Annotated in this window: 23 protein-coding genes and 3 pseudogenes; 12 read left to right on the plus strand and 14 right to left on the minus strand. The window is 54.9% G+C overall.

Features of this window, described 5'->3' with window-relative positions; translation table 11 throughout:
• Window positions 1-628 precede the first annotated feature (628 nt).
• Both AUC60_RS02885 and AUC60_RS02890 read right to left on the minus strand, forming a co-directional pair.
• The gene (locus AUC60_RS02885; protein WP_087264592.1) at window positions 629-853 is read right to left on the minus strand and encodes a DUF6555 family protein; all 225 of its coding nucleotides are present in this window, start codon (window positions 851-853) and stop codon (window positions 629-631) included.
• Between the two features lie 134 nt (window positions 854-987).
• Window positions 988-1,308, minus strand: a complete 321-nt coding sequence (locus tag AUC60_RS02890; RefSeq protein ID WP_087264593.1) for a helix-turn-helix domain-containing protein — start codon at window positions 1,306-1,308, stop codon at window positions 988-990.
• Window positions 1,309-2,301: 993 nt separating this feature from the next.
• On the opposite strand from AUC60_RS02890, the gene AUC60_RS02895 reads away from it, so the two are divergent.
• Both AUC60_RS02895 and AUC60_RS02900 read left to right on the plus strand, forming a co-directional pair.
• Complete coding sequence (locus tag AUC60_RS02895) at window positions 2,302-3,309, plus strand: PIN domain-containing protein (protein ID WP_087264594.1); 1,008 nt, start codon at window positions 2,302-2,304, stop codon at window positions 3,307-3,309.
• A 593-nt stretch (window positions 3,310-3,902) separates the two neighbouring features.
• Window positions 3,903-4,301 carry a hypothetical protein gene (locus tag AUC60_RS02900; RefSeq protein ID WP_144443220.1) on the plus strand — a complete coding sequence of 133 codons (399 nt, stop codon included), beginning with the start codon at window positions 3,903-3,905 and terminating at the stop codon, window positions 4,299-4,301.
• Window positions 4,302-4,594: 293 nt separating this feature from the next.
• On the opposite strand, the gene AUC60_RS02905 is transcribed toward AUC60_RS02900, so the two are convergent.
• Together AUC60_RS02905 and AUC60_RS02910 are read right to left on the minus strand one after the other, a co-directional pair.
• Window positions 4,595-5,281, minus strand: coding sequence for a glutathione S-transferase family protein (locus AUC60_RS02905; protein WP_238599507.1), 687 nt, complete (start codon window positions 5,279-5,281; stop codon window positions 4,595-4,597).
• 68 nt (window positions 5,282-5,349) lie between these two features.
• Window positions 5,350-6,096, minus strand: coding sequence for an SDR family oxidoreductase (locus AUC60_RS02910; RefSeq protein WP_087264597.1), 747 nt, complete (start codon window positions 6,094-6,096; stop codon window positions 5,350-5,352).
• 131 nt (window positions 6,097-6,227) lie between these two features.
• On the opposite strand from AUC60_RS02910, the gene AUC60_RS02915 reads away from it, so the two are divergent.
• Both AUC60_RS02915 and AUC60_RS02925 read left to right on the plus strand, forming a co-directional pair.
• Complete coding sequence (locus AUC60_RS02915) at window positions 6,228-7,115, plus strand: LysR family transcriptional regulator (protein WP_087264598.1); 888 nt, start codon at window positions 6,228-6,230, stop codon at window positions 7,113-7,115.
• A gap of 780 nt (window positions 7,116-7,895) precedes the next feature.
• Window positions 7,896-8,138: a hypothetical protein gene (locus tag AUC60_RS02925; RefSeq protein WP_238599508.1), complete on the plus strand. Its 243-nt coding sequence runs from the start codon at window positions 7,896-7,898 to the stop codon at window positions 8,136-8,138.
• A gap of 219 nt (window positions 8,139-8,357) precedes the next feature.
• Here AUC60_RS02925 and AUC60_RS28410 read toward each other — a convergent pair whose 3' ends face one another.
• The 3 genes and pseudogenes from AUC60_RS28410 to AUC60_RS27810 form a co-directional block, all read right to left on the minus strand.
• The gene (locus AUC60_RS28410; protein ID WP_372489459.1) at window positions 8,358-8,813 is read right to left on the minus strand and encodes a methyl-accepting chemotaxis protein; all 456 of its coding nucleotides are present in this window, start codon (window positions 8,811-8,813) and stop codon (window positions 8,358-8,360) included.
• 84 nt (window positions 8,814-8,897) lie between these two features.
• Window positions 8,898-9,677 (minus strand): annotated as a pseudogene (locus AUC60_RS28415) (PAS domain-containing protein); the annotation flags it as partial.
• 303 nt (window positions 9,678-9,980) lie between these two features.
• Window positions 9,981-10,151 (minus strand): hypothetical protein, encoded by a 171-nt coding sequence (locus tag AUC60_RS27810; protein ID WP_158099094.1) that lies wholly within the window; start codon window positions 10,149-10,151, stop codon window positions 9,981-9,983.
• Window positions 10,152-10,416: 265 nt separating this feature from the next.
• Here AUC60_RS27810 and AUC60_RS02935 point away from each other — a divergent pair, with 265 nt between their 5' ends.
• Entirely contained in the window at window positions 10,417-11,301 is an 885-nt protein-coding gene (locus AUC60_RS02935) for a manganese catalase family protein (protein ID WP_087264600.1), read from the plus strand.
• Between the two features lie 50 nt (window positions 11,302-11,351).
• Window positions 11,352-11,591, plus strand: a complete 240-nt coding sequence (locus tag AUC60_RS27550) for a hypothetical protein (protein WP_144443222.1) — start codon at window positions 11,352-11,354, stop codon at window positions 11,589-11,591.
• Between the two features lie 78 nt (window positions 11,592-11,669).
• Here the strand turns inward: AUC60_RS27550 and AUC60_RS02940 are convergent, their stop codons facing one another.
• The gene (locus AUC60_RS02940) at window positions 11,670-12,284 is read right to left on the minus strand and encodes a YitT family protein (RefSeq protein ID WP_087264601.1); all 615 of its coding nucleotides are present in this window, start codon (window positions 12,282-12,284) and stop codon (window positions 11,670-11,672) included.
• A 326-nt stretch (window positions 12,285-12,610) separates the two neighbouring features.
• Here AUC60_RS02940 and AUC60_RS02945 point away from each other — a divergent pair, with 326 nt between their 5' ends.
• From AUC60_RS02945 to AUC60_RS28425, 4 genes and pseudogenes are all read left to right on the plus strand, one after another.
• Complete coding sequence (locus AUC60_RS02945; protein ID WP_087264602.1) at window positions 12,611-13,399, plus strand: transporter substrate-binding domain-containing protein; 789 nt, start codon at window positions 12,611-12,613, stop codon at window positions 13,397-13,399.
• A gap of 189 nt (window positions 13,400-13,588) precedes the next feature.
• Complete coding sequence (locus AUC60_RS02950) at window positions 13,589-14,377, plus strand: transporter substrate-binding domain-containing protein (RefSeq protein ID WP_087264603.1); 789 nt, start codon at window positions 13,589-13,591, stop codon at window positions 14,375-14,377.
• 158 nt (window positions 14,378-14,535) lie between these two features.
• Window positions 14,536-14,926: pseudogene (locus AUC60_RS28420) on the plus strand (ATPase); the annotation flags it as partial.
• A gap of 92 nt (window positions 14,927-15,018) precedes the next feature.
• Window positions 15,019-15,513: pseudogene (locus AUC60_RS28425) on the plus strand (ATPase); the annotation flags it as partial.
• 90 nt (window positions 15,514-15,603) lie between these two features.
• Here AUC60_RS28425 and AUC60_RS02960 read toward each other — a convergent pair.
• Together AUC60_RS02960 and AUC60_RS02965 are read right to left on the minus strand one after the other, a co-directional pair.
• Window positions 15,604-16,623: a branched-chain amino acid aminotransferase gene (locus tag AUC60_RS02960; RefSeq protein WP_087264605.1), complete on the minus strand. Its 1,020-nt coding sequence runs from the start codon at window positions 16,621-16,623 to the stop codon at window positions 15,604-15,606.
• Between the two features lie 109 nt (window positions 16,624-16,732).
• Window positions 16,733-17,617 carry a LysR family transcriptional regulator gene (locus tag AUC60_RS02965; protein WP_087264606.1) on the minus strand — a complete coding sequence of 295 codons (885 nt, stop codon included), beginning with the start codon at window positions 17,615-17,617 and terminating at the stop codon, window positions 16,733-16,735.
• A gap of 125 nt (window positions 17,618-17,742) precedes the next feature.
• Here AUC60_RS02965 and AUC60_RS02970 point away from each other — a divergent pair, with 125 nt between their 5' ends.
• Together AUC60_RS02970 and AUC60_RS02975 are read left to right on the plus strand one after the other, a co-directional pair.
• Window positions 17,743-18,168, plus strand: a complete 426-nt coding sequence (locus AUC60_RS02970) for a VOC family protein (RefSeq protein WP_087264607.1) — start codon at window positions 17,743-17,745, stop codon at window positions 18,166-18,168.
• A gap of 200 nt (window positions 18,169-18,368) precedes the next feature.
• Window positions 18,369-19,874 carry a hypothetical protein gene (locus AUC60_RS02975; RefSeq protein ID WP_087264608.1) on the plus strand — a complete coding sequence of 502 codons (1,506 nt, stop codon included), beginning with the start codon at window positions 18,369-18,371 and terminating at the stop codon, window positions 19,872-19,874.
• A gap of 84 nt (window positions 19,875-19,958) precedes the next feature.
• Here AUC60_RS02975 and cyoE read toward each other — a convergent pair whose 3' ends face one another.
• The 4 genes from cyoE to cyoB are packed head-to-tail and all read right to left on the minus strand — an operon-like array spanning window position 19,959 to window position 23,838.
• Window positions 19,959-20,846 carry a heme o synthase gene (gene cyoE / locus AUC60_RS02980; protein ID WP_087264609.1) on the minus strand — a complete coding sequence of 296 codons (888 nt, stop codon included), beginning with the start codon at window positions 20,844-20,846 and terminating at the stop codon, window positions 19,959-19,961.
• A gap of 11 nt (window positions 20,847-20,857) precedes the next feature.
• A complete protein-coding gene (gene cyoD / locus AUC60_RS02985) occupies window positions 20,858-21,193 on the minus strand; it encodes a cytochrome o ubiquinol oxidase subunit IV (protein ID WP_087264610.1) in 336 nt (111 codons plus the stop codon).
• The gene (locus tag AUC60_RS02990; RefSeq protein ID WP_087264611.1) at window positions 21,194-21,817 is read right to left on the minus strand and encodes a cytochrome o ubiquinol oxidase subunit III; all 624 of its coding nucleotides are present in this window, start codon (window positions 21,815-21,817) and stop codon (window positions 21,194-21,196) included.
• A gap of 2 nt (window positions 21,818-21,819) precedes the next feature.
• Window positions 21,820-23,838 (minus strand): cytochrome o ubiquinol oxidase subunit I, encoded by a 2,019-nt coding sequence (cyoB, locus tag AUC60_RS02995; RefSeq protein WP_087264612.1) that lies wholly within the window; start codon window positions 23,836-23,838, stop codon window positions 21,820-21,822.
• Between the last annotated feature and the right edge of the window lie 3 nt (window positions 23,839-23,841).

Below are 23,841 nucleotides of genomic sequence, written 5' to 3' on the forward strand. Positions count from 1 at the left end.
TGGGCAATTACGAAAGCGAGGAAGCTTGCAAGAATGCTCTCAGAGCACTCTGGTCTGTCTCTCCGAGGGAGCCGATCAGCGTGGCCTGTATACACAGAGATAACCCCATGATCAGAATATTTGAGGAGGCAAAAGCCGATCGTGCTGGTCCTAGAGATGGCTGAATGCAGGTAGCTCCGAGGGCCCGCTGTGCAGAATTTATGGAGAGTAATTCCGGGACAGGTTAGCCCCTTTAGGATCAATGATATGCGGATACTGAATAACACCAATAAAATCTGCGGTGGTAGCCCCACCATCGAATGAGTGAGCAGATATGAGCTGCAGCGACGCGTTAGTGAAGTGGAGCAAGCTTTGGTCAGTGGACGCCGAGGCAGTTACTTGCCGAATATGTGGTGTTCGGCAAATGGAGATTGATAAAGCCAAACCGTTCAAGCACGGTGATCAATGCACAGCGCCAGCTGTGAGCTGGTCTCCCTGGGAGGCGCTTGACCGCGTGATTTCTCGCTGAGCCACCTATTGGAAACGGCAAACAGGTCCTAGCTCGCGACCTCCGCCGTATTAGCCGGGAAGCGCCACCCTAGTAGCCGGCCTTAGGCAGACGTGGTGAGACACTGTCAATGGCTGAAAATCAAGCCTGATACCAAGCTACGTCAGAGATCCCAAGCCTCTCGGCATATGGTTTGCTGACCTTTGGGACTCTATCTCTACGATATTTTGGAATCTGGCCAAGGCCGGCATCAACTGCAGCCCAATGCCAGGCCTCCGAGTTATTCATCAGGTCCGCCCTTACATAAAACGTCTTGTAAGCACCGAGATACAGGTAATCGACCTTGTAATGTTGTGAGCTTGGCATGATTGCATCCTCCTTGAGTGATACCACTGATCGACTGTTGAGAAATTCCCGTTCTTCCATGCTTCATAACTGAAGCGTCGCCCCAGGCTCGAGCAATGTGGGGCGCAGCATTAAGACTGCCCGCTTGAAACTTTCTATGCGATAGCGCGCGTCATCGCTGCGATTAAATTCAAAAGCGTCCGCCGATCGTCGCGCCTCAGCGAGCGTAAGCTCTCAATCACGGCATGTTCGCTTTCAGACAGCTGCGCCCCATAAGTGTGCACTCTCTCGCCAGAGAGGATGAATAAAACATCAATCCCTAGATCCGATAGCCGCTCCAGATAATCGGCACGTGGTGAGCGAGTGCCTAGCTCGTAGTGCCCTTGAGCATTCGCCTTGATGCCGCACAACTGGGCGAGCTGCGCTTGCGTCAACCCTTTGGCTTTACGTTCAGCTCTGAGACGATTTCCAATCATCGAAGATCCTCCAATAAAAGGATCGTAATGCGTGACCACTGGGTGAACTCCACACGATCCATGTAACTAAATCATCCCGAGAAATCTCAGTGTTTTTTCGGACACATAGGCCTTGCTAGCAGTTCACTGAAAGCGCCGAAGTGACATTGATAAACCCGGTGGTACAGCACGTAACAAGGGGTCTCTGCGGCCAAGCAGGCGGGGTGCGGGACAAAGACGCTACGTAATAAGAAAACTTGTAACCTACTGATTCATAGGTTGAGAGCAGCTTCCTTGTAATCAGTTACTCTCGAGGGCCAGACCTAGCTGCCGAGTTTTCTCGGCATTCCAAAGGGATCAGCTAAAGGACTCTTCGCACTCGCCACAAACAGCGGCATTTCAGCTGCTTGCGATCTGTTCTCCTTCCAAGGCATGCATGGGGATGCAACACCTTTCTCGACCCGTAACACGCGAGCCAAGAGAAGATACACCCGTGTGTAACAGGATTAATAATCAATAAAATCATGCATTTAAAAAATTCGTAACACCAATAACACCTGTAACACGCTTTTCGAGCCCCACACCCCATTGGCGATGGCAGCCGCCAGCGAAAAGAGTACCGTCTCGGCGGCGTCCTAGGGACCCTGCAAGATGCCTATCGGCACGGGGTAGGAAACCCGCGTGATCGTGTTAGCGGCTGGATTTTTTAAGTTGGTTGACAGGTTGACGAGGTTGACACCCACCACCATGGCTGACGCCATGCTGGTGTCCACTATCAGCAACAGATACAGCCACCTTTACCAAACCTGTAAAGATAGCCCTTTTTATTCGAGATCCTTTCAATTTCAACGATTGAAATTTCAGTAACTTCCTACGCCTCCCACTAACTCGATCCCGCGGGTTTCCGACCCCGTGTACGAGGCAAACTCTCAGGGTCCCCGGCGGTTTTCTAGGCTAGGATCCATTCTGAACGCTGAGGCAAGCATTAATCGCTGCCAGACACGGAGTAATGGGATGCACCTCTTGATGATCGACACATGTGTATGGCTTGAGGTGTCCTCGAAGAAAAGCGAGATACCAATCCTAGATCTAATCGAGTATTTGGTAGACCGAGAAGTCATCAAGTTGCTGGTTCCAGATCTCGTAAGGGAAGAGTACGACCGGAACAAAGATCGTGTAGCTAACCAGACACGCCAAAGACTCACCCAAGAATGCAAACTGGTTAGGGAAATCGTTGAAGCCTTCGGTGGTGCGGACAAGCTCCGGGCAATGAATACGATTGACGATGTGAAACATAGGCTGCCGATTCTATCGGAGGCGAACTACATGACTATTCACCGTGTAGAAAACCTTTTCGCCAAGGCCATCACCGCTCCAGTTTCCGACTCAGCAAAGCTCAAAGCTGCAAACCGAGCGATTGGTAAACTAGCTCCGTTTCATAAAAGCAAGAACAGCATGGCTGATGCGGCCATCATCGAGGTCTTCGACGAGTTCCGACGCGCTAACCTCCACGACTTTGAGTCCTTCCGGTTCATAACCACCAATTACACGGATTTCTCTGATGGCGACCGTCGCAAGCCTCACCCTGACTTCTCCGACATGTTTGCCGAGTCTTCGTCTCAATTCTTCATCACTCCCAATGCCGCACTAGCCGATCTGCTCACGCCCGAGGATTTAGATTTTGAGGTGCAGAACGGCTGGGAGGAGGAAACCCGGGGGCTGTTCGAGATAGTCGAAATGCTGAACGAGCTCACTGACAAAATTTGGTATAGCCGACACTGCCTGAGAGAAGAGGCTATTGAGACAGGTCGTATCAAGCTCATACCTGAAGGTACAGAGAGGGCCAACGGTTCGGAAATACACGAACACATTTGGGCCGGTGCGTTGAAAGCGGCGGAAGAAGTCGAGGGTAGATATCCGGACTTGGGACCGTGGGATGACTTTGAGTGGGGAATGCTCAACGGGAAACTGTCTGCACTCCGCTGGGTTCTCGGTGAGGAGTGGGATAACCTCGACACCTGAGGCATTGAAGTGGCAGATCGGCGAGGTTCAGCAAAACTATTCGTGTATCCCTCCTTGTATCCCTAACTTTATAATCCGCTTGCAAGCCACGGTTTATATGGAGGACTTAAGTCTACCTCGGGGCACCACGACACACTTCAAGCTGCTGCTCAATGCAGCTTGAATACAAAGAAACCGGCCACTGCGCCGGTTTTTTTGTGGGCGCAATTTGCGGTTCCCTTACCTGCCCTGTCTCATCTTCCGCGACAACCGCAACACAAATCCGGGCCCGAACAACGCAGCGCCACTCCAACCGACTGCCCTACTTTGCACTGAGCCAAGGCACTTATTGCCATACTCGTGGACAAAGCAAGGCAACCATCGCAGCGAAGCATCAACTTACTGAGCATCACATGCTCGGCAACTCTTGCTTTGTCGCCGTTAGCACGGACAGTTGAATCACATGGACCATCATCTTGAACCTATTCCCGCTTTCTATTAACACGTTGATCGGCACAAGCCTCCTGGCATTGCTCAGCGGCTGCGGATCCATAGCGAATGTCAGATCCTTTTCAACGCCCTACAGCCTGCCAGCGAGTGATCAGACAGCACGCTTGCGAGTCTTCAGCGACGGCATGGTCAGGGCCATACCCAAATCCGCTTGTATCGATTTCCGCCTGCCCGGCGCCGGGGTGCTAGTGGCGCCGCGCAAAGGCTACGCTGACCGCAATAACGAAAGCGTGGACATGCCAGTCATCGACGCGCAGCCACCTGGCACAGTCAAGAGCGAATTCAAGATACCCGCAGGCGAACCCGTGGCTTTTGTCTACAACCGCGATGGTTGCTACAACAGGTTCACCTTCGTACCCAAGCCGGGGGCAGACTACGAACTTAACGCGTCGGGGAGTTCCGATTGTACGGTGTCGGCCAGGCAACTTTCGCACGGGTCGGAGCCGAGCAAACCTGTGCCTTTGGGCGAAAGCGAAATGTGTCGATTCGCCGACAATTACTAGTCGGCGTTCCGGACAGGTCAAGGTATGTGGGAACTCAGCGCCATAATATCCGGGCAGTTTGAGCGGACCGGCTTTTTCAACATAATCGGTCGAATACAGTCATTCGCGCATGTCCGCCATCGACCACCAGCTGACATAGAGCACTAACGAAAGCTCAGATCACTATCCGTTGTATTGGCACGTTCCTGCACAACAGGAAAGCGGGCCTACTGCAAATTCGCAAAGGAGACCCGGCTCCACTGTCGCACCAGGCTCAGTCACGCCATACTAAATACTGGACTGATATTTATGACTCATCTGACTAAAATGGCCCTCCCCTCCAGCAGATGTTTGCGGAACCGGTCTACATAATCCTCGGCGACAGCAGCCTGAACGCTGGCGCGATTAGCCAGTGCATGACGCCACTCGGCAATACGACCAAGTCCATCAAACAATGAATGACTTGGTTCGAACCCCAGTATGTCGAAGTAGCGAAAAACCGGGGCGACAGCAATATCCACCATACTGAACGTTTCGCCAGCGAAGTACGGTCCCTCCATCTTTTCACCGCCCAGTCGCTCTAGCTTTCCCCTCAGCGTTGAAGACTTACCAAGCGCTGTCTGCTGATCCGTTGCGTTCAAATATCCCCACGCATCAGCGAGCATACCCGTCGCGAACTCAATCCAGGCACGGTGTTGAGCGCAGGAAATTGCATCTTTCGGGTGCAAAGCGGGCTCCGGATACACCTGTTCAATGTACTCGCAGATAGCCACGCTTTCGAAGAGTACGGTCGCTTCCTCATCGCCCTTTTGCACCATTAGAAGCGGGACTTTGCCCGTTGGCGACATGACCTGAAACCAGTCGGGCCCGTCCTTCAAATCCACATCGACCCGTTGAAATGGAACCTCTTTTTCGAGGAGTAAAATGGCCACTCGCTGAACAAACGGACAAAGCCCGTGGCTAACAAGCGTGAGCCTTGATTGCGACATTTGAATACCCACTGTGGTTTCAACAACTCCGCCTCCAGACAGGAAGCGGGATGTACTGACTCGCAGGCGCGACTACCTCGTTAAAGCGAGCGACCACCATCAACAATGATTTCCGTTCCCACCGTCCAACGAGACTCGTCCGACGCAAGGTACAACACTGCCTTAGCGACTTCTTCAGGCGTGCCAAAACGGCCAAATGGGATGGTCGCCGCAATCTCTTTATTGACCTGTTCGCGGTAGGCGTCGGGTATACCCGCCTTGTCGTACAGCGGCGTGTCGACCGGACCAGGGCTGACCGCATTTACTCGAACACCACGCGGTAGAAGCTCGCTGGAGAGCGTTTTCGACATGTTCAGAAAGGCAGCCTTTGTCGCGGCATAAATGGATGAACGCGCGGAGCCCAGGTGGGCACTTACCGAGGTGTTAAGCACCACCGATGCAGGATTAGAGAAGACCGGCAATAGTGCTTGCAGAAGGAAGTAAGGGCCTTTGACATTGATGTCGAAGGAGCGATCAAACATCTCCTCGTTCCAGTCTTCGATTGGCTTCCATACGGATACGCCAGCATTGAGGAAGGCAACATCGAGATGCCCGTAATGAGACTGAACAGCCTGCGCCAGCTCCTTCTGGGCTGCGACACTGGCTGAATCGGCTCGCAGCACAAGGACTTCGCTACCTAAAATAGCTTGAGCATTTGCCATGGACTCAGGATTAACGCCTGTGACGATCACGCGTGCGCCTTCGGCGAGAAATTGCTTGGCGGTTTCCAGACCGATGCCGCTCGTACCGCCAGTGATGAGGGTACGCTTGCCTTGCAAACGGGACATGTAAATTTCCTCTCTTTGGGCGGCCAGCCGGACGACTGACCATCTGAGAGCAACTATGTATTCATGTCAGCGCGCTGATAAGATGGGCAAATAGAATAGATCTCATGCTGAATCCGCATGAATGAGGCGCGATGGACCGGTTGTTACTGATGAGCTGTTTTGTACGCGCTGTCGAGACAGGTAGTTTTTCTGCTGCGGGGCGTGATTTAGGACTAGGGCAACCAAACGTCAGTCGTTACGTTGCTGCCCTTGAAAACCATTTGCAAACCAGGCTCCTGCACCGATCCACGCGAAAGCTGATGCTCACGCCCGAGGGTGAACGGTACTACGCAGATGCGCGGCGTATTCTGGACTCAGTGGAACAGTCAGAGTCCTCACTGAGAGGGAACGTAACGCCGTCCGGGTTACTGCGCGTCGCGTGCCCGACTGCATTGGCCCACACCTTCATCGTACCGCACGTCGCGAGCTTTCTGGGCCGCTATCCCGAACTGTCGCTCGATCTTCAAATCAATGATCGCTACGTCAATTTAGTCGACGAGGGCGCAGAACTCGCGATTCGTATTGGGCATCTGGAGGACAGTGCAATGCGAGCCCGACCACTGGCGTGGTTCGAGCGTGTCTGCGTTGCCAGCCGTGCATACCTGGAAAAACGTGGCGCTCCCTCTTCGCCTGATGACCTGAAGGAACACGACTGCCTCATTTATACCCTCCTATCCACTGGACCCAACTGGCGGTTTAAGGATACTGATGTCCCGATCTCCGGACGACTGCGTGTCAACTCGCCTGAGGCGATACGTGAGTACGTCAATGCAGGATTGGGAATCGCGCAGGGGCCTCAATGGCTTTATGAGGACGGGCTGAAAAGTGGCAATCTGCAATTGCTGCTTGGCGAATATGTGGCGCCACCCGTCCCGATCCAAATCGTATATTTGGCGAATCGGCTGCTGCCCCAGCGAGCCATCGTCTTCATGGATTTTATGGCGGATATTTTTGCTGCATTCCATGAGCGCCCTAAATAGCCTCCTTGCCAATGGCCAGGGTGCGAACGGAAAACCACAGCATGTCGGCCCCTTGGAAAAAAATCGCTATTCACGCCATTCTTGCTCGTCAACGTGGCTCAACTTAAGTAGTCATCCCGGATGCGGGGCCTGACTCTCAAAGGTTTCCTGATTTACTGCCTGAGCCGTTTTGATACATCTCTAAATCAAGGTGCAACGCTCACCTGATGCGGTTACGAAAACGGGCCTGGTTTATTCATTTGGATCATCGTCAAGAAGTGCTCGAAGCTGCGAGCGCGGAGTACGGGATAGTTCCAGGAGATTGGTGGGACTTTCAGGAGATGAAATCAGCGAAATCGGAGCGCAGATTCGTTGAGGCCTCAGTCTCGCTTTGATTGGAAGAATGCAAATTAGCTTTTCCCGACTGTAAAACCTTGTCCTTGCTCACCTGCATATTCATCTGATCCGTATTTTTCTCTCGCATCTGAATCTGTATTGCAAACACCCTCCCCCCGATAATAAAGCCACCCCGACAGCCGTAAGTCTTCAACTGATCGGGTCGTTCCCAGTGTGATTCTGGACGTGGTACATCACCCATCCTCGGGAGGCTTTATGGGCAAGCTTACGATTTACATGGCGATCTTTTTAGTGGCAGCAATCGGCGTCGGTTTGCTGGGTACTATTCCTCCGGGTTGAGGCAGCCTTGGGGTCAGCTGAAAAGCCTGGACACACAGTAGCCGTTTGATCTGCCTGACTCCTTTGAGGTCCCATCTACACTTTCCTTTTTATGGAGGAAAGACCATGTCAGTGCCTGATGACCCAACCCCTGCCTTGCTTGCCAGCCTCGACCAAAATATCAACGCGCTGCGTGCGGCCATGGAAGAGGTTCGAATCTGGCTCGATGAGCGCGGTGCAGTAGACGCCGCCGATAGCATCGCCAGCCATTTACAGATCATCGAAGACAACACCGATGGCATTACCGCCGGGATGGCTGATCTGGTGGCACGCTGGAAGCCGGAGAGTGAGGTTGATCCTGAGGATTGATTGAGAGCGATGCGACCCGTGCGTTTGCATGAGACTCGCTTTAGCCGAAAGGAAACTGCTGTGTTGCCATTGAGGCCGCTCTCCCGGCTAAAGCCAGTCCTACAAGTTCTGCTCAACCTGTAGGAGCGAATTCATTCGCGAAAGCGGTTTTCCAACCTACGGATGTGCAATAGGGTCACCGGACCTGTGGCTTTACTGCGCAGCTAAGAGCTCAACGCCTCACCCCGAAACCTGATTCGCAAACTGCCCCACTGCGCTCACCACCTGCTTGGCCCCGTCCTGAATTTCGACGATGACTTTGCCGGCCTGACCTGACAGTTCCAGGCCTTGTTCGGCCTGTTTTTTACCGTGCTCGATAACGCCCACGGCTTGCTCTGCAAGCTTCTGGTTTTTCTGCACAACATCGATGATTTCGGCGGTGGCGGCGCTGGTGCGGGAGGCGAGTTGGCGGACTTCGTCAGCAACGACGGCGAAGCCTCGGCCTTGCTCACCGGCGCGGGCGGCTTCGATGGCGGCGTTGAGGGCCAGCAGATTGGTTTGATCGGCAATGCTGCTGATGGCGGTGATGATCGAGCCGATGATTTGCGATTGCTTGTCGAGTGCGCCGATACCTTCTACCGCCAACTCCATTTGCGACGCCAGGGCGCGCATGACGTCGACGGTTTCCTGGACCACGACGCTGCCTTTGCGCGCAGTTTCGTCGGTGTGTTTCGAAATCGTGAAGGCAATTTTTGCTGCTTCGGAAACAGCTTCTTCGCGCTCAACTTGCTCGGTAATGACCGTCGCGAACTTCACGACTTTATAGAGACGATTGTGCGCGTCCGAAATCGGGTTGTAGGACGCTTCCAGCCAGACGGAATGACCACGGCTGTCGATACGTTTGAAGCGATTGACGACGAACTCGCCACGGCGCAGCTTTTCCCAGAACGCCTGGTACTCGGAGGAGTTCGCCTCGTGCGGTTCACAGAACATGCTGTGGTGCTTGCCAGCAACCTGCGCCAGCGTGTAACCCATGGAGTCGAGAAAGCGTTTGTTGGCAGCCAGCACGTGGCCACTCAGATCAAATTCGATAACGGCAGTGGAGCGTTGCAGCGCTTCGATCAGGTTTTCGTGCTCGCGGGACGCCTCGATGGTACGAGTCAGATCACTCGCGTAGAGAGAGAACTGTTTGAGCTTGCCGCCGTTGTTAGTCACGGGCTGAATAATCACCCGCAACCACGCTTCTTTCTGATCGCCACGAAAAATCTGCAGCGCGCCTGCCCAGTGTTTTCCTTGCTGGATGGCTTTGCTCATGCGCGCAAAGTGGTCAGTACTCTGAGCATATTTGGGTACGAGCTCGACCAGCGAGCGGCCGACCAACTCTTTGCTGGTATAGCCCATTTCCTGTTCGAACTTACCATTGACCGACTCGATTTTGCCGCGCTCATCAAGGTTGATGGACAGCATTTCAATTTCAAGACTATCGCGTACCTGTTCCATGGACGAAAGCTTTTCGCTTATCGTTAATAACTCCTGCCTCAATCGTTTATTGAAAATCATAAAGCAGTTACTCCGCACACATTTTTGTCAGAGACAGGCAAGCGCAATCAAAACTGATAGTTCGCCGCATCTACGTTTGATAGCGGCCGCAACGTCAAAGACTTGAGGCTCTAGAACAACGTTTTGCAGAGCAATGAGATAACTCGCGGATAACCACTGGCCATACAGTTGAACGAATTAAAAAATTAAAATTGGATCCAGAAATGCCAGTTTTTTTCTAATGAACCCTCATGGCACCTTTCTATACCTGATTATTGAAAAGGCTAATACCGAAGAAGCCTCAAACAAGCAAAGTGCGCGCAGTCATTGGCGAGTCATGCCCAACACTTTGCGCCACCAGGGATGCTCCCACGCCTGAGGCGCGGGCATGACGTCAGGCATGTCGCGCAGTTTGATCCATTGTTCGCTTTGCCATTGCAGCAGGCACAGACTTTTGCCGGGCCACTGCATCACGCTGAGGCGGGGGCTGCTCATTTTGTGGGGCTTCACGCAGAACGGGCATAACCCCGTGGGTCAGTCAGCGACGCAAGGCAATAGCTGGCATCACGCCAGCAATTCAAAAGGATCCACCGCCCCTCCCCTGTACATCCACACGAATGCAAATACCCGCCGTTTAACGAATTCCCATGCCGCTGGTCAACTTTCCGGAACGGCGCTTCTCCTCGATTGCTCTCTTTTCTGTGATCACGCAGATGACCACATAGCCGTTTTGGCCAAGATAAAGTTGAGGATTGAAATCATGTTTATGCATAACCGACGTTTGCAATACACCGTGCGTGTAGCAAGACCGGATCCGGGGTTGGCTAATCTTCTGCTTGAGCAATTTGGTGGGGCTCAAGGTGAACTGGCAGCAGCCGCGCGCTATTTCACGCAAGCCCTGGCCGAGGAAGATGCAGGCCGTAAAGACCTGTTGATGGACATCGCAACGGAAGAGCTGAGCCATCTGGAAATCATCGGCTCGATTATCTGCATGCTCAACCGTGGCGGTAAAGGCCAACTGGCCGAAGGCGTGCAGGAAGAAGGCGAACTGTATCGGGCAATCAACGGCGCCGGTAACGATTCGCACATCACCAGCCTGCTGTACGGAGGCGGCGCGCCGCTGACCAACTCGGCTGGCGTGCCATGGACTGCCGCTTACGTTGACACCATTGGCGAACCAACAGCCGATTTTCGCTCCAACATCGCTGCAGAGGCACGGGCCAAGATCGTCTACGAACGCTTGATGAACGTCACTGATGATCCAGGTATCAAAGAAGCGCTGGGCTTCTTGATGACCCGGGAAATTGCCCACCAGAAGTCGTTCGAAAAAGCGCTGCAATCCATTCAACCCAACTTCCCACAGGGCAAGCTCCCGGGCATGCCGGAATTCACCAACGTCTACTTCAACATGTCCAATGGCGGCCCTGACCTGCGCGGCCCTTGGAACGAAGGTGAAGAGTGGGAATACGTCGAGTCGCCAGAGCCAGCTGTAGACGGCGGCGATGGTAGTGCCTCGGTGGTGCTGTCATCTGACGACGAAGAAGTGCTGCTCAACCTGAAAAACCGAACCATGTCCGACCCGGACTCGAACCCGATCACCGCCGCCGATCTGGGCTCCGGTTTCGTCCAGGGCAGAGACGCTTGATCACAGCATCAACGCGATGCCCCCTTAATCAAACGTGAACGGAGGTAGCCATGGATTTATCTGAACACTCGCACCAACAGGATCTCGAATCGCTGGAGATTACACCTGCGGTATTTGATTCAACGCTCAAGCGTTTCGATCAGCAGGCGGTTGATCTCAAGCGAGGCTTTCGGGTGAATCAGGCCCTTAAAAGCCTGCGCACACTCGGGCAGTTGACCCGAGAGCTCCACTCAGGATCCGACAGTAGTTATGCGGCAATCAGCTATCGGTCAGGCCCACCGCCAGAGTAAAGACCAGTGACCCACTGCATGAACAAGAGCAGCCCCTTGACCGGAGCTGCTCTTTTTATTCGGGCATCGTTAAAAGGCTCAAGCGGTGTAGCGATGCGGCCGGTGGTTCATGGCAATAATCAGATTGAGAACTACGGCACCGGCGATGGACGCCAGCAGTATCGGCAAGCTGACAAGGTATAGCGAACCCAGTACGACGAGGACGTCTACCACCATCTGTAACTTGCCTGCACGCAGACCGAAGCGGTCCTGCAGATACAAGGCCAGAATATTGATCCCGCCAAGGCTCGCCTTGTGCCGGAACAAAACGATGAACCCCAGGCCCATCATCAAGTTGCCCAGCAAAGCCGCATAGATCGGTTGCAGTTGGTCGATGTGGATGAAGCGTGCGTGCAGCTCGGAAAATACCGATACCAGCGCGACCGCACAGAAGGTCTTGAGGGTGAACGCCCAGCCCATGCGGCGGATGGCCAGGTAATAGAACGGCAGGTTGATCAGGAAGAACGCCACGCCGAATGACAGGTGGGTTGCATAACTGATCAGGAACGCGATCCCGGCGCTGCTGCCGGTCACACCGCCCACCTGACGCAGCATCATTACGCCGAAGGACACCATCAACGTACCGATGACTATCGCGAATACGTCTTCGAAAACGGAATGCTTGACGGTTTGCGTGGCGGCGATCTGGGTCATGACGAACTCTTGGAAGGTGTACGGACGAATAGTTGGCAGGCTGAGCATCGCCAGCCAAATCGCGCATAGATTACCCAATAAAAGATCGATGTGCGCGTTAAATAGATAAATATGCGCATATCACGCGCCCGCTAGCAAAATACGCACTATTTATGCGCCGGATCGCACTGCCATGGTGCGTCACGAGACGTAAAACCGGAACCTCCGCGTTAAACGCTCTCGGCAACAAGGTACCTCCTGCCCGGCAACGCGAACGATGGAATCGCTGAACATTGTCAGGCAGGATTATCGCCGTCTCATCTCTTAACTTTCGAGTTCTGCCCGTCATGAATAATAAGAAACGTTGCATCACCGCTACCCTGCTGCTCGGCTTCTCCGGCTTAGCCATGGCGCAAGATTCAGGTTCGCATCTGGACAAGGTTTTGCAGTCAGGCGAGCTGGCCGTCTGCACCACGGGTGATTACAAGCCCTATACCTTCCTGCGTGAGGACGGTGAATATGAAGGCATCGACATCGAAATGGCGCGCACTCTGGCACAAAGCCTTGGGGTGAAAATCCAGTGGGTGCCGACCACCTGGAAAACCCTGATGCCGGACATGCTGGCCGGTAAATGCGACGTGACCATGGGCGGCGTTTCGGTGACGCTGGAGCGTCAGAAGAAGGCCTTCTTCAGTAACACGCTGGACGTGGATGGCAAGATCCCTTTGACCCGCTGTGAAGATCAGGCGCTGTATCAAACCATCGAGCAGATCAACAAGCCTTCCGTGCGCTTGATCGAGCCAGCCGGGGGTACCAATGAAGCCTTTGTGCGCGCCCACCTGCCTGCAGCGCAACTGGCCTTCCACGACAACAAGACGATTTTCCAGCAACTGCTGGATAAGAAAGCTGACGTGATGATTACCGATGCGTCCGAGGCGCTGTATCAGCAGAAGCGCATGCCGGGGCTCTGTGCGATCAACCCGACGCGTTACATGCAGTACGGCGAAAAGGCCTATCTGCTGCCGCGGGACGACACCACATGGAAGGCTTATGTCGATCAATGGCTGCACCTGAGCAAGGCGACCGGGGCGTATCAGACCGTGGTCAGTCATTGGCTGGCCGTGCCGGGGCAGTAATTTCCGCGTTTTTTTGTAGGAGCTCACGAGCACCGCGAGGCAGCGATGGCGGCGTATCAGGTAAACCGCTATCGCTGCCTCGCGGTGCTCGTTAGCTCCTACAGGGTCTGGACTTGTAAGCGTTAGCATGAACTGGCGCCGTTCTTGCTTCGTCCGCAGCATCACTCCAACCATCGAGCTTCCACTCCTATGAAAAACATGAAACACAGCGCTACTGCCGCCCTGCTTTTCGGGCTGTCGGGTTTTGCCCAGGCACAGGAACTGCCGTCGCATCTGGACAAGGTGTTGCAAGAGGGACAACTGGCAGTGTGCACCACCGGCGATTACAAGCCGTATTCATTCCTGCGCGAGGACGGTGAATACGAAGGCATTGATATCGAACTGGCCCGCTCGCTGGCGCGAAGCCTTGGGGTGAAAGTGCAATGGGTGCCGAGCACCTGGAAAACCCTGGTGCCAGACATGGTTGCCGAGAAATGCGACATTGCTGTGGGCGGGATTTCGGTAACGCTGGAACGCCAGAAGAAGGTGTTCTTCAGCAGCACGCTGGACGTCGACGGCAAAATCCCGTTGGCACGCTGTGAGGACGTGGCGCTGTATCAAACCATCGAGCAGATCAACAAGCCTTCTGTACGCCTGATCGAACCCGCCGGTGGCACCAACGAAGCGTTCGCCCGAGCCTTCTTGCCCAATGCGCAGTTGGCGTTCCACGACAACAAGACCATCTTCCAGGAGTTGCTCGACAAGAAAGCTGACGTGATGATCACCGAAGCCTCTGAAGCGCTCTACCAACAGAAACGCCTGCCGGGCCTGTGCGCGATCAACCCGACCCAGTCTCTGCAATACGGCGAGAAAGCGTACCTGCTGCCTCGTGGCGATGTGGCCTGGAAAAGCTATGTCGACCAGTGGCTGCATTTGAGCAAAGCGACTGGCGCGTATCAGAAAGCAGTGGGTAACTGGCTGGCAGTGCCGGGGCAGTAAAACCCGCGCTTTTTTGTAGGCGCTCACGAGCACCGCGAGGCAGCGATAGCGGTGCTCGTGAGCTACAGACCTGTGGCGCCAACAAAACCAATGTCTATTGCAGGACACAGTTATGTCAAAGACACTACGGCGTGCCTCTGACCTGTCGGACCTGCCAGATGAAAACCAATAAAACCATCACCCGTGCGTTCTGTGTCGAGCTCCAGGAGGAGTTGTCGATCAGTGCTGCGCGACGGGAATACTTTTCCCAGGAAGAGCCGCGACAGCGTTTTGAGTTTCTCTGTTCGACCGAGGCCTGCCGCAGACTCGGGGCGAAGATTACGGGTGTACGTTATGACGTGAAGCCGCAGGACAACCCGACGTTTGTGTCGGCCCACTTTCGCGCCAATCCGCACTCTGATCATCACCCGGATTGCGAGTGGATAGACGAGCAGGCTGAAGAAAACCAGCCACCTGCTGACATCGAGGAAACCGAACCGCAGACGCGCATCCGCAAGGCCAAACGCAAGCTGGATGACTACATCGACGTCTTTGACCCAGCCATAAAAACACCGGGCGCAGCAAAAACCAAAGAGGCCAAACCGACTGCTGTTACCGTACAGGTCGCGGACGAACCTGTGCCCGTGAAGGCTCCGACGGCCAAACCACCTCGCGACAGCGAGACCCGCACCAACAACCTCGAACGTCTGGTCGACAGCTATCGCCAGGCCAAAGCGCAATTATCCGCCGATGACTTCAAGCTGCTGACCCTGAAGATTCCTGGCCAGGGCGAACTGACGCTGCGCTCCTACTTCCGGCATATCAAGTACGCGAAGTTGGGCGATAACGGTCGGGTGCTGTACGGCGGCGGTCTGGTAGAGCGCTACGGACTGGGGTTCAAGTTCAAGTTCTTCGACCGGCTTGAGGGCAAACTGGTGACGCTGTATGTGTCGCCTGCGCAGATGAAAGCCTACCGCTCCAGCCGATACATCAGCGAACTGCTGAGCCATGCCGAAGAGGTGAAGTTCTTTACGGTGTATGCGCTGGGTGAAGTGAGCGAGAGCCCATCGGGCAAGAGCATCAGTTTGAGTGTGGAAGACTTGCGGCACCTGGTGATTGTGCTGGGGCCGGCGAAGGAGGCAGATTCCACAAAATAACGGAGATCTGTAGGAGCTGCCGAAGGCTGCGAAAGCGGTCTGTCTGACACAGCCTCGTTCGCAGCCTTCAGCAGCTCCTACAGGTTTACATCAAACCTTGACGATCCAGCCTGCTGGCGCTTCAACGTCCCCCGACTGTACGCCGGTCAGTTCCGCGTAGAGCTTGCGGGTTACCGGGCCAACTTCGGTTTCGCTGTAGAACACGTGCAGCTTGTCCTTGTAGGAAATTCCGCCGATTGGCGTAATCACCGCAGCAGTGCCGCAAGCGCCGGCTTCTTTGAAGTCAGCGATCTTGTCGATGAACACATCACCTTCAACCACTTTCAGGCCCAGACGGCTCTGCGCCAGCTCGATCAGCGACAGGCGAGTGATACCCGGCAGCACCGAAGGCGATTTGGGCGTGACGAATACGTCGTCGTGAGTGATCGCGAAAAAGTTGGCCGAGCCGACTTCTTCGATCTTGGTGTGGGTTTGCGGATCCAGATAAATGGCATCAGCAAAGCTCAGCTTCTTGGCTTCCGAACCAGGCATCAGGCTGGCTGCGTAGTTACCGCCAACTTTGGCTGCGCCTGTACCTTGCGGTGCCGCGCGGTCATAACCGGAGATCACGAAGTTGTTCGGCTTCAGGCCACCTTTGAAATAGGCACCTACCGGGATACAGAAAATCGAGAAGATGAACTCAGGTGCAGTGCGCACGCCGATGTTGTCGCCTACGCCGATCACGAATGGGCGCAGATAAAGCGCGCCGCCAGAACCGTAAGGCGGGATGAAGCGCTCGTTGGCAGCAACCACTTTTTTGCAGGCTTCGATAAACACATCAGTCGGCACTTGCGGCATCAACAGACGACCACAGCTGCGCTGCATACGCAGGGCGTTCTGGTCAGGGCGGAACAGGTTGATCGAGCCGTCCTTGCAGCGATAAGCCTTCAGGCCTTCGAAACACTGCTGGCCGTAGTGCAGCGCGGTAGAACCTTCGCTGATGTGCAGCACATTGTCTTCAGTCAGCGTGCCTTCGTCCCATGCGCCGTCGCGCCAGTGAGAGAGGTAGCGCATATCAGTTTTGATGTAGTCGAAACCCAGAGTGTCCCAATTGATGCTGTCGTGACTCATAACGCCCTCTTTCATTTAGCGGCTGCCTGGACGAATCAGGCCATGGCCGTATTCTGCCAGATCATCTGCGGCTTGCGGCCTGAAAAACGCATAAAGCTTGATACACCGTTCAATCTGCCTGTTTTGCTGACTCCGCATCTGGCGCCAGGCAGTCTGTGAACAGCTTGTGCAATGGCAAGTCACGCTGGCTGCGACGCATCATCAGCACTACCTCGCGATGGAACGTCAGGTCGCCCAGGCTGATCACCCGCACCCTGGCATCGCGCTCCAGCCAGAGCCCTGCCTGAGGTATCAGCGAAATGCCCAACCCGCTTTCGACAAACTTGACGATGGCGTCCAGCTCATCCAGCTCCAGCGCCACATGCGCGTCAATCTGCTGTTCACGCAGAAACCGGGTGACCTGCCGCCCACCGAACGAAGCGCGGTCGTAGCGCACATGTGGCTGTTCGGCCAACAGCTTGAGCGGATCGGACTCGTCGACATCCAGCGGCACAATCAGCACAAAGGGTTCGGTTTCCAGCACCTGCACATGTAGCTCTTTAGGCAGCTCGAAGGGCGGCTTGATCAGAATGGCTACGTCCAGCTCACCGGCATCCAGCTGGCTAAGCAGGTTGAGCGACACGCCTGGCACCAGTTTGGCTTCCACAGCCGGGGCGCGACGTCTCAGGCGCAACAGAGCCTGAGGCAGGAACCCGGTTTGCGCACTGGCAATCGCGCCAATCTTCATCTCGCCGCGGTACTCGTCCGGGTCCACCGGCGTCGACATGCGATTGAACAGCTCAAACATTTCCTGCGCCATGGGCAACGCACGAACGCCAGCGGCATTGAGGATCGCCTGTCGCCCGGTACGATCAAACAACCGCACGCCCAGCGCCTGTTCAAGATTCTTGATCTGCGAGCTGACGGCTGACTGGGTCAAACCGATGTGCATGCCCGCCGCCGCGAACGTGCCGTAGCGGGCCACCGCAATAAAGGTCTTCAATTCACGCAGCATGAGCCATCCGATTGATCGATTTTATTTGAGCTGAGCAGTCAATATATCCGCTTTGTATAAATTTATTCTTATCTAAAATAGGTCGTCTTCCATAGCCTTTGCTACACAGAAAAAGGACTACTACCGTGAGCCTCGCCCCTTTCCATCTAGCTATTCCCGTTTATGACCTGGCAGCCGCACGCCACTTCTACACTGAAGTGTTCGGTTTCACCGAAGGTCGCTCCAGCGATCATTGGGTTGATTACGATTTCTACGGTCACCAATTGGTAATCCACGAACACCCCAAAACCGCCTCGCAAGAATCGGCATCCACCAATGTCGTGGACGGCCACGATGTGCCAGTGCCGCATTTTGGCGTGGTGCTGAGCTGGGAAGATTGGGAAATACTGGCTGAGCGCTTGCGCTCACAGGGCATCAAGTTCGTGATCGAACCTTATGTGCGCTTCAAGGGCGAAGTGGGCGAGCAAGCCACCATGTTCTTCTTCGACCCGTGCGGTAACGCGCTGGAGTTCAAGGCTTTCAAGGACATCGGTCAGTTGTTCGCCAAGTAACTGGATTGATGACGCTGGCTGCCGGTCGCACGCTTACCAGCAGCCTCGCCACACCTCAAGTTGTTATTTTGACGCGTGATAAACACCGCATTAACGAGATGCGATTGAGGCCATTAATTTGACATCAAGTGGGGCTGGGTTAGGCTGATCCTGTGTAAGACAAACAGGACTCCTTCGCCTTTTTTGATGAGCAGATCGCCATGGATACAGGCATCAACGCAGCAACCTGCTCCATCGCTACCGCACCTGATCGCCGCCTGATGCTGTTGCTGTTTTGTCTCCCTGTCACGCTGCTGTTGCTGGTCGTACTGGTAATCAACGGCGGTACGTTGATGTATACCCTGGACGATCCGTACATCCATATCGATCTGGCCAGGCGCATCTTCAGCGGTCATTACGGCATCAATCCCGGCGAATACTCCGCTCCGTCGTCGAGCATCCTCTGGCCCTTTGTACTCGCGCCGTTTACCCCTCTGGGCGGCTTGGTGCTGTGGGTGCCGCTGCTACTGAACATTGGTTTCTCTTTTCTCACCTGCTCACTTTTCAACCGATTGCTGCCGGACGCCAGCTTCGCCCATCGATTTTTCATTCTGGGCGGCTGGTTTCTGGCGACCAACTTTTACGGACTGATCTTCAACGGCATGGAGCATTGCCTGCAGATTTATCTGGTGGCGTTGATCGCAACGGGCGTGCTGTGCAAAGAGTTTTATGGCGAACGTGTCACTAGCAAGGGCGTCTATCTGGCCATCCTGCTATTGCCACTGGTGCGTTACGAAGGGCTGGCGGTGTCTCTTCCGGTGTTGCTCTATTTGCTGTGCAAGGGTGAGCGTCTGAGGCCGCTGGTCTGCGGGGTGGCACTGGTGAGTGCCGTGGCACTGTTTTCTCTGTTTCTGGCGCGCCTGGGGGTTGGCTATCTGCCCTCCTCGGTCATCGCCAAATCGGACACGACAGGACTGTCGTCCATCGCGATGAATGCCATCGGGCAGTTCGAGAAGTATGGCTGGGTCATTCTGGCGATGCTGGTCATGTGTGCGTTCATGCCAAAGCGCAAGCTGTTGATCATGCTGCTGATCACGGTGACCGCCCTGCACGCTCTGTTCGGCAAGAATGGCTGGTTCGGTCGCTATGAAATTTACTGGCTGACATTCCTCGGGGTATTTTTCCTGCACATGTGCATTACCCACTTCAGGGGACGCACCACGGCGATCATCTTCGGGTTGCTCCCGCTGGCCTTCGCGCAACTGGTGTACACCACGCTGAGCACGCCGCTGGCATCAGCAGCGGTCTACAACCAGCAATATCCGATGTCGCAGATAGCCCAGCGGCTAAACGCGCCAGTGGCGGTCAACGATCTGGGGCTGGTAGCGCTGAACTCCAGGCAATACGTGCTGGACCTTTGGGGCCTTGGCAACCTGGAAGCGCTAAAGCTGCGTAAATACGAAAGCGGTCCGCAATGGATCAAGGATTTGATGGATCGCAAGAACGTCCACTATGCATTTGTTTACGAAGAGTGGTTCCCCGAGCGCCCGGACAACTGGATCAAGGTCGGCGAACTGCAGATGCACATTCCCAAGATCGCTACTGCGTTCAACCACGTAGCGTTTTACGCGACCGACGAGCCGTCGGCGCAAACGCTCAGGGAGGTGATGCAGGCTTATGCGCTGGAGCAGCCGACGGGCAAGTATGAGTTTCGGTTTGGAAATTAGGTGACAGGCGAAAACACCGGAAAATAAAAAACCCCGCAGCTCAGCCGAGCAACGGGGTTTTCTGTTTCCAGGTTAACCGGGGGATCAGAAGGCGTATGTCACCAACAGATCTTTGGTCACCTGAAAGTCCACCGACATCATGAAGCTCAGAGCGCTGATGGTGAAGATGGAGAATACGAACAGCTTACGGGCCCAGACAGTGTCATCCACTGCCTTGTAGCCTTTCCAGGCCATATACAGCCAGTACATACCCATGCCCGCAGCAACCGCCAGATAGTTGAGCCCGGCGTAACCGCCGAAGGTCAACATCAATGTGGCTACCAGGAACGCCAGAATGTAAAGCAGGATATGACGCTTGGCGACCTTGATGCCGCGCTCAACCGGCAGTACCGGAATCTTCGCAGCCAGATAGTCGTTGAAACGGAAAATCGCGATGGCATAGGAATGCGGCATCTGCCAGAGGCTGAACATCACCAGCAGGGTCAATGCCGCAAAGTCGAAGCTGTTGCTCACTGCGCAGTAGCCAATTACCGGAGGCATGGCCCCCGACAAGCTACCGATCAGCGTGCCGTGGACCGACTTGCGTTTGAAATACAGGCTGTAGAAGCCGACGTAAATCACGAAGCCAATCACTGCAAGCAAAGCCGCGAGCGGGTTGGTTTTGGTGTACAGCAAACCAACCCCGCCAACACCTAGAATCGTCGCGTAGAGCAAGGCCAGTCTCAATGAGACAAGGCCCTGCACCAGCACACGGTTCCTGGTGCGCTCCATCTTCTGGTCAATGTCACGATCAATGCAGTTGTTGAATACACAACCGGACGCCACGACCAATGAGGTGCCAATGACGGCGGCCAGAAACATGCCGAAGTCAATTTGCCCTTTGGAGGCCAGAAAAAAGCCACCCGCCACCGAAAGCACGTTACCGAAAATGATCCCCGGCTTGGTGATTTGGATAAAGTGCTTAAGGGACATCAGGGGTTACCTCATTTAGCCATCATGACGGTGTGGATGCTGAACATGATCCACAACGAGAGGCCGACCAGCAGAACGATGACCATCGCCGTGAACGCAAATGCGAACACGTTATTGCGTTGAGCCTCCGAACGATCCAGGTGCAGGAAGTAGCGCAGGTGAACCAGAACCTGAACTACAGCGAACAACAGGATAGTCACAAGCGTAGCTGACTTGGACATGATCGGGTACATCACCACGCCGAACGGGATAGCAGTGAGAATCACGGACAGGACGAAGCCAATCACGTAGTCCTTCACGCCGTGGCTGTGATCTTCAGCAGAGATATGCGCGTGTGCGTTAGCCATTTACAGAGTCCCCATCAGATAAACAACGGTGAAGACGCAAATCCACACTACGTCCAGGAAGTGCCAGAACAGGCTCAGGCAGCTCAGACGGGTAGCGTTGGTCGACGTCAGGCCGCGAGTCTTGACCTGATACATCATGATGCCCATCCAGATCAGACCACTGGTCACGTGCAGGCCGTGCAGGCCTACCAGTGCGAAGAAGCCAGACAGGAAGCCGCTGCGGCTAGGGCCGTAGCCTTCGACGATCAGGTGATGGAATTCGTAGATTTCCATCGCGATGAAGCCGGCACCGAACAGGAAAGTGAGGGCCAACCAGCCCAGCACCTGACTCTGCTTGCCCTTGTGGACCGCCAGCATGGCGAAGCCGTAGGTGATACTACTGAACAACAGGAACGCGGTTTCGACGGCCACGAATGGCAGTTCGAAGATGTCGTGCCCCGAAGGGCCGCCTGCGACGTTGTTCACCAGCACCGCGTAGATCGCGAAGAAGGATGCGAACAACACGCAGTCGGTCATCAGATAAAGCCAGAAACCGTAGACGGTCATTGGCCCCGCGTCGTGGTGATCATGCCCGTGGTCGTCGTGACCGTGGGCATCTCCTGGATTCAATACTAAGTTCGACATGTTTAAACCTGTTCCAGTGTGGATTTGCCAGGAGTGTATGCACCCTGAGCCACGAGGACCTTGTGCTGCTCACCTTCGATACGCGCCACTTCTTCAGCGGGCACCATGTAGCCTTGATCGTCACGTGCGGCGTGGATGACGAACGAAACAACCGTCGCCGCCAGGCTGGCGATAGCCAACCACCAGATGTGCCAGATCATGGCAAAACCGAACACCGTCAACAGCAGACCCATCACCAGACCGGTCGCAGTGTTGTTCGGCATGTGAATAGCCGAATAGTGAGCCGGTACGCTGTAAGCAGTGCCGTTGCGCTTGGCTGCAGTGAAAGCATCCAGATCGTCTGCTTTAGGCAGTTCAGCGAAGTTGTAGAACGGTGGTGGCGAAGAAGTCGACCATTCCAGAGTGTGGCCATTCCATGGGTCGCCAGTCAGATCACGATTCTCTGGCTTGTTGCGGTCACGGATACTGACGAAGATCTGGATGAGCTGGCATGCGATACCAACGGCAATCACCATTGCACCAACCCAGGCGATGTCCAGGTACAGGTTCCAGGCCGGGTTATCAGTGGTGTTCAGACGACGAGTCATACCCAGGAAGCCCAGGAAGTACAGCGGCATGAACGCAATGAAGAAACCGAAGAACCAGCAGTAGAACGCAGACTTGCCCCATGTTTCATTCAGCTTGAAGCCGAACGCTTTAGGGAACCAGAACGCGAAGCCAGCAATGTAACCGAATACCGCACCGCCGATGATGACGTTGTGGAAGTGAGCGATTACGAACAGGCTGTTGTGCAGTACGAAGTCAGCACCAGGGATCGCCAACAGAACGCCGGTCATACCGCCGATCGAGAAGGTGATCATGAAGCCCAGGGTCCAGAGTACTGGCGCGGTGAAGCGCAGACGGCCCTGGTAAATGGTGAACAGCCAGTTGAAGAGCTTCACACCCGTCGGTAGCGCAATCAACATTGTCGCCAGACCGAAGAAGGCGTTAACGCTGGCACCGGAGCCCATAGTGAAGAAGTGGTGCAGCCATACCATGAAGCCCAGCACGCAGATCCCGCCGCTGGCGTAGATCATCGACTTGTGGCCGAACAGGCGCTTGCCGGTAAAGGTAGAGATGACTTCCGAGAACACACCGAACGCCGGCAGTACCAGGATGTATACCTCAGGGTGACCCCAAGCCCAGAACAGGTTCACGTACATCATTGGGTTACCGCCCAACTCGTTCGTGAAAATGTGGAAGTCCAGGTAACGGTCAAGCGTCAGCGCTGCCAGGGTAGCGGTCAGGATCGGGAACGAAGCCACGATCAGAACGTTTGCCCAGGTGCAGGTCCAGGTGAAGATCGGCATTTCCATCAACTTCATGCCAGGCGCGCGCATTTTCAGCACGGTGACGAGGAAGTTGACACCCGTGAGCGTTGTCCCGAGTCCGGATAGCTGTAGCGCCCAGATGTAGTAGTCGACCCCCACTCCAGGACTGTAAGCCAGACCGGACAGAGGCGGGTAAGCAACCCAACCGGTTTTGGCGAACTCGCCGACACCCAGGGAGATGTTGACCAACAGTACGCCGGACACCAGGAGCCAGAAGCTCAGGGAGTTCAGGAACGGGAAGGCAACGTCACGGGCACCGATCTGCAACGGCACGACGATGTTCATCAGGCCGGTGAAGAATGGCATCGCCATGAAGATGATCATGATCACACCGTGAGCGGTGAAGATCTGGTCATAGTGCTCAGGCGGCAGATAGCCTTCCGAGCCGTTCTGGGCCAAAGCCAGCTGGGTACGCATCATCACGGCGTCGGCGAAACCGCGCAACAGCATGACCATGGCAACGATGATGTACATCACACCGATCTTCTTGTGGTCGACTGACGTTAGCCATTCGGTCCACAAGTAGGTCCACTTTTTGAAATAGCTGATCGCCGCGACCAACGCAATGCCACCCAGCGCGATCATCGCGAGGGTGATCATGACTATCGGCTCGTGATACGGGATCGCGTCCAGACTTAATTTACCAAACATCGT

Origin of the sequence: Pseudomonas caspiana, from assembly GCF_002158995.1 — a bacterium.
GTDB classification, from domain to species: Bacteria; Pseudomonadota; Gammaproteobacteria; order Pseudomonadales; family Pseudomonadaceae; genus Aquipseudomonas; species Aquipseudomonas caspiana.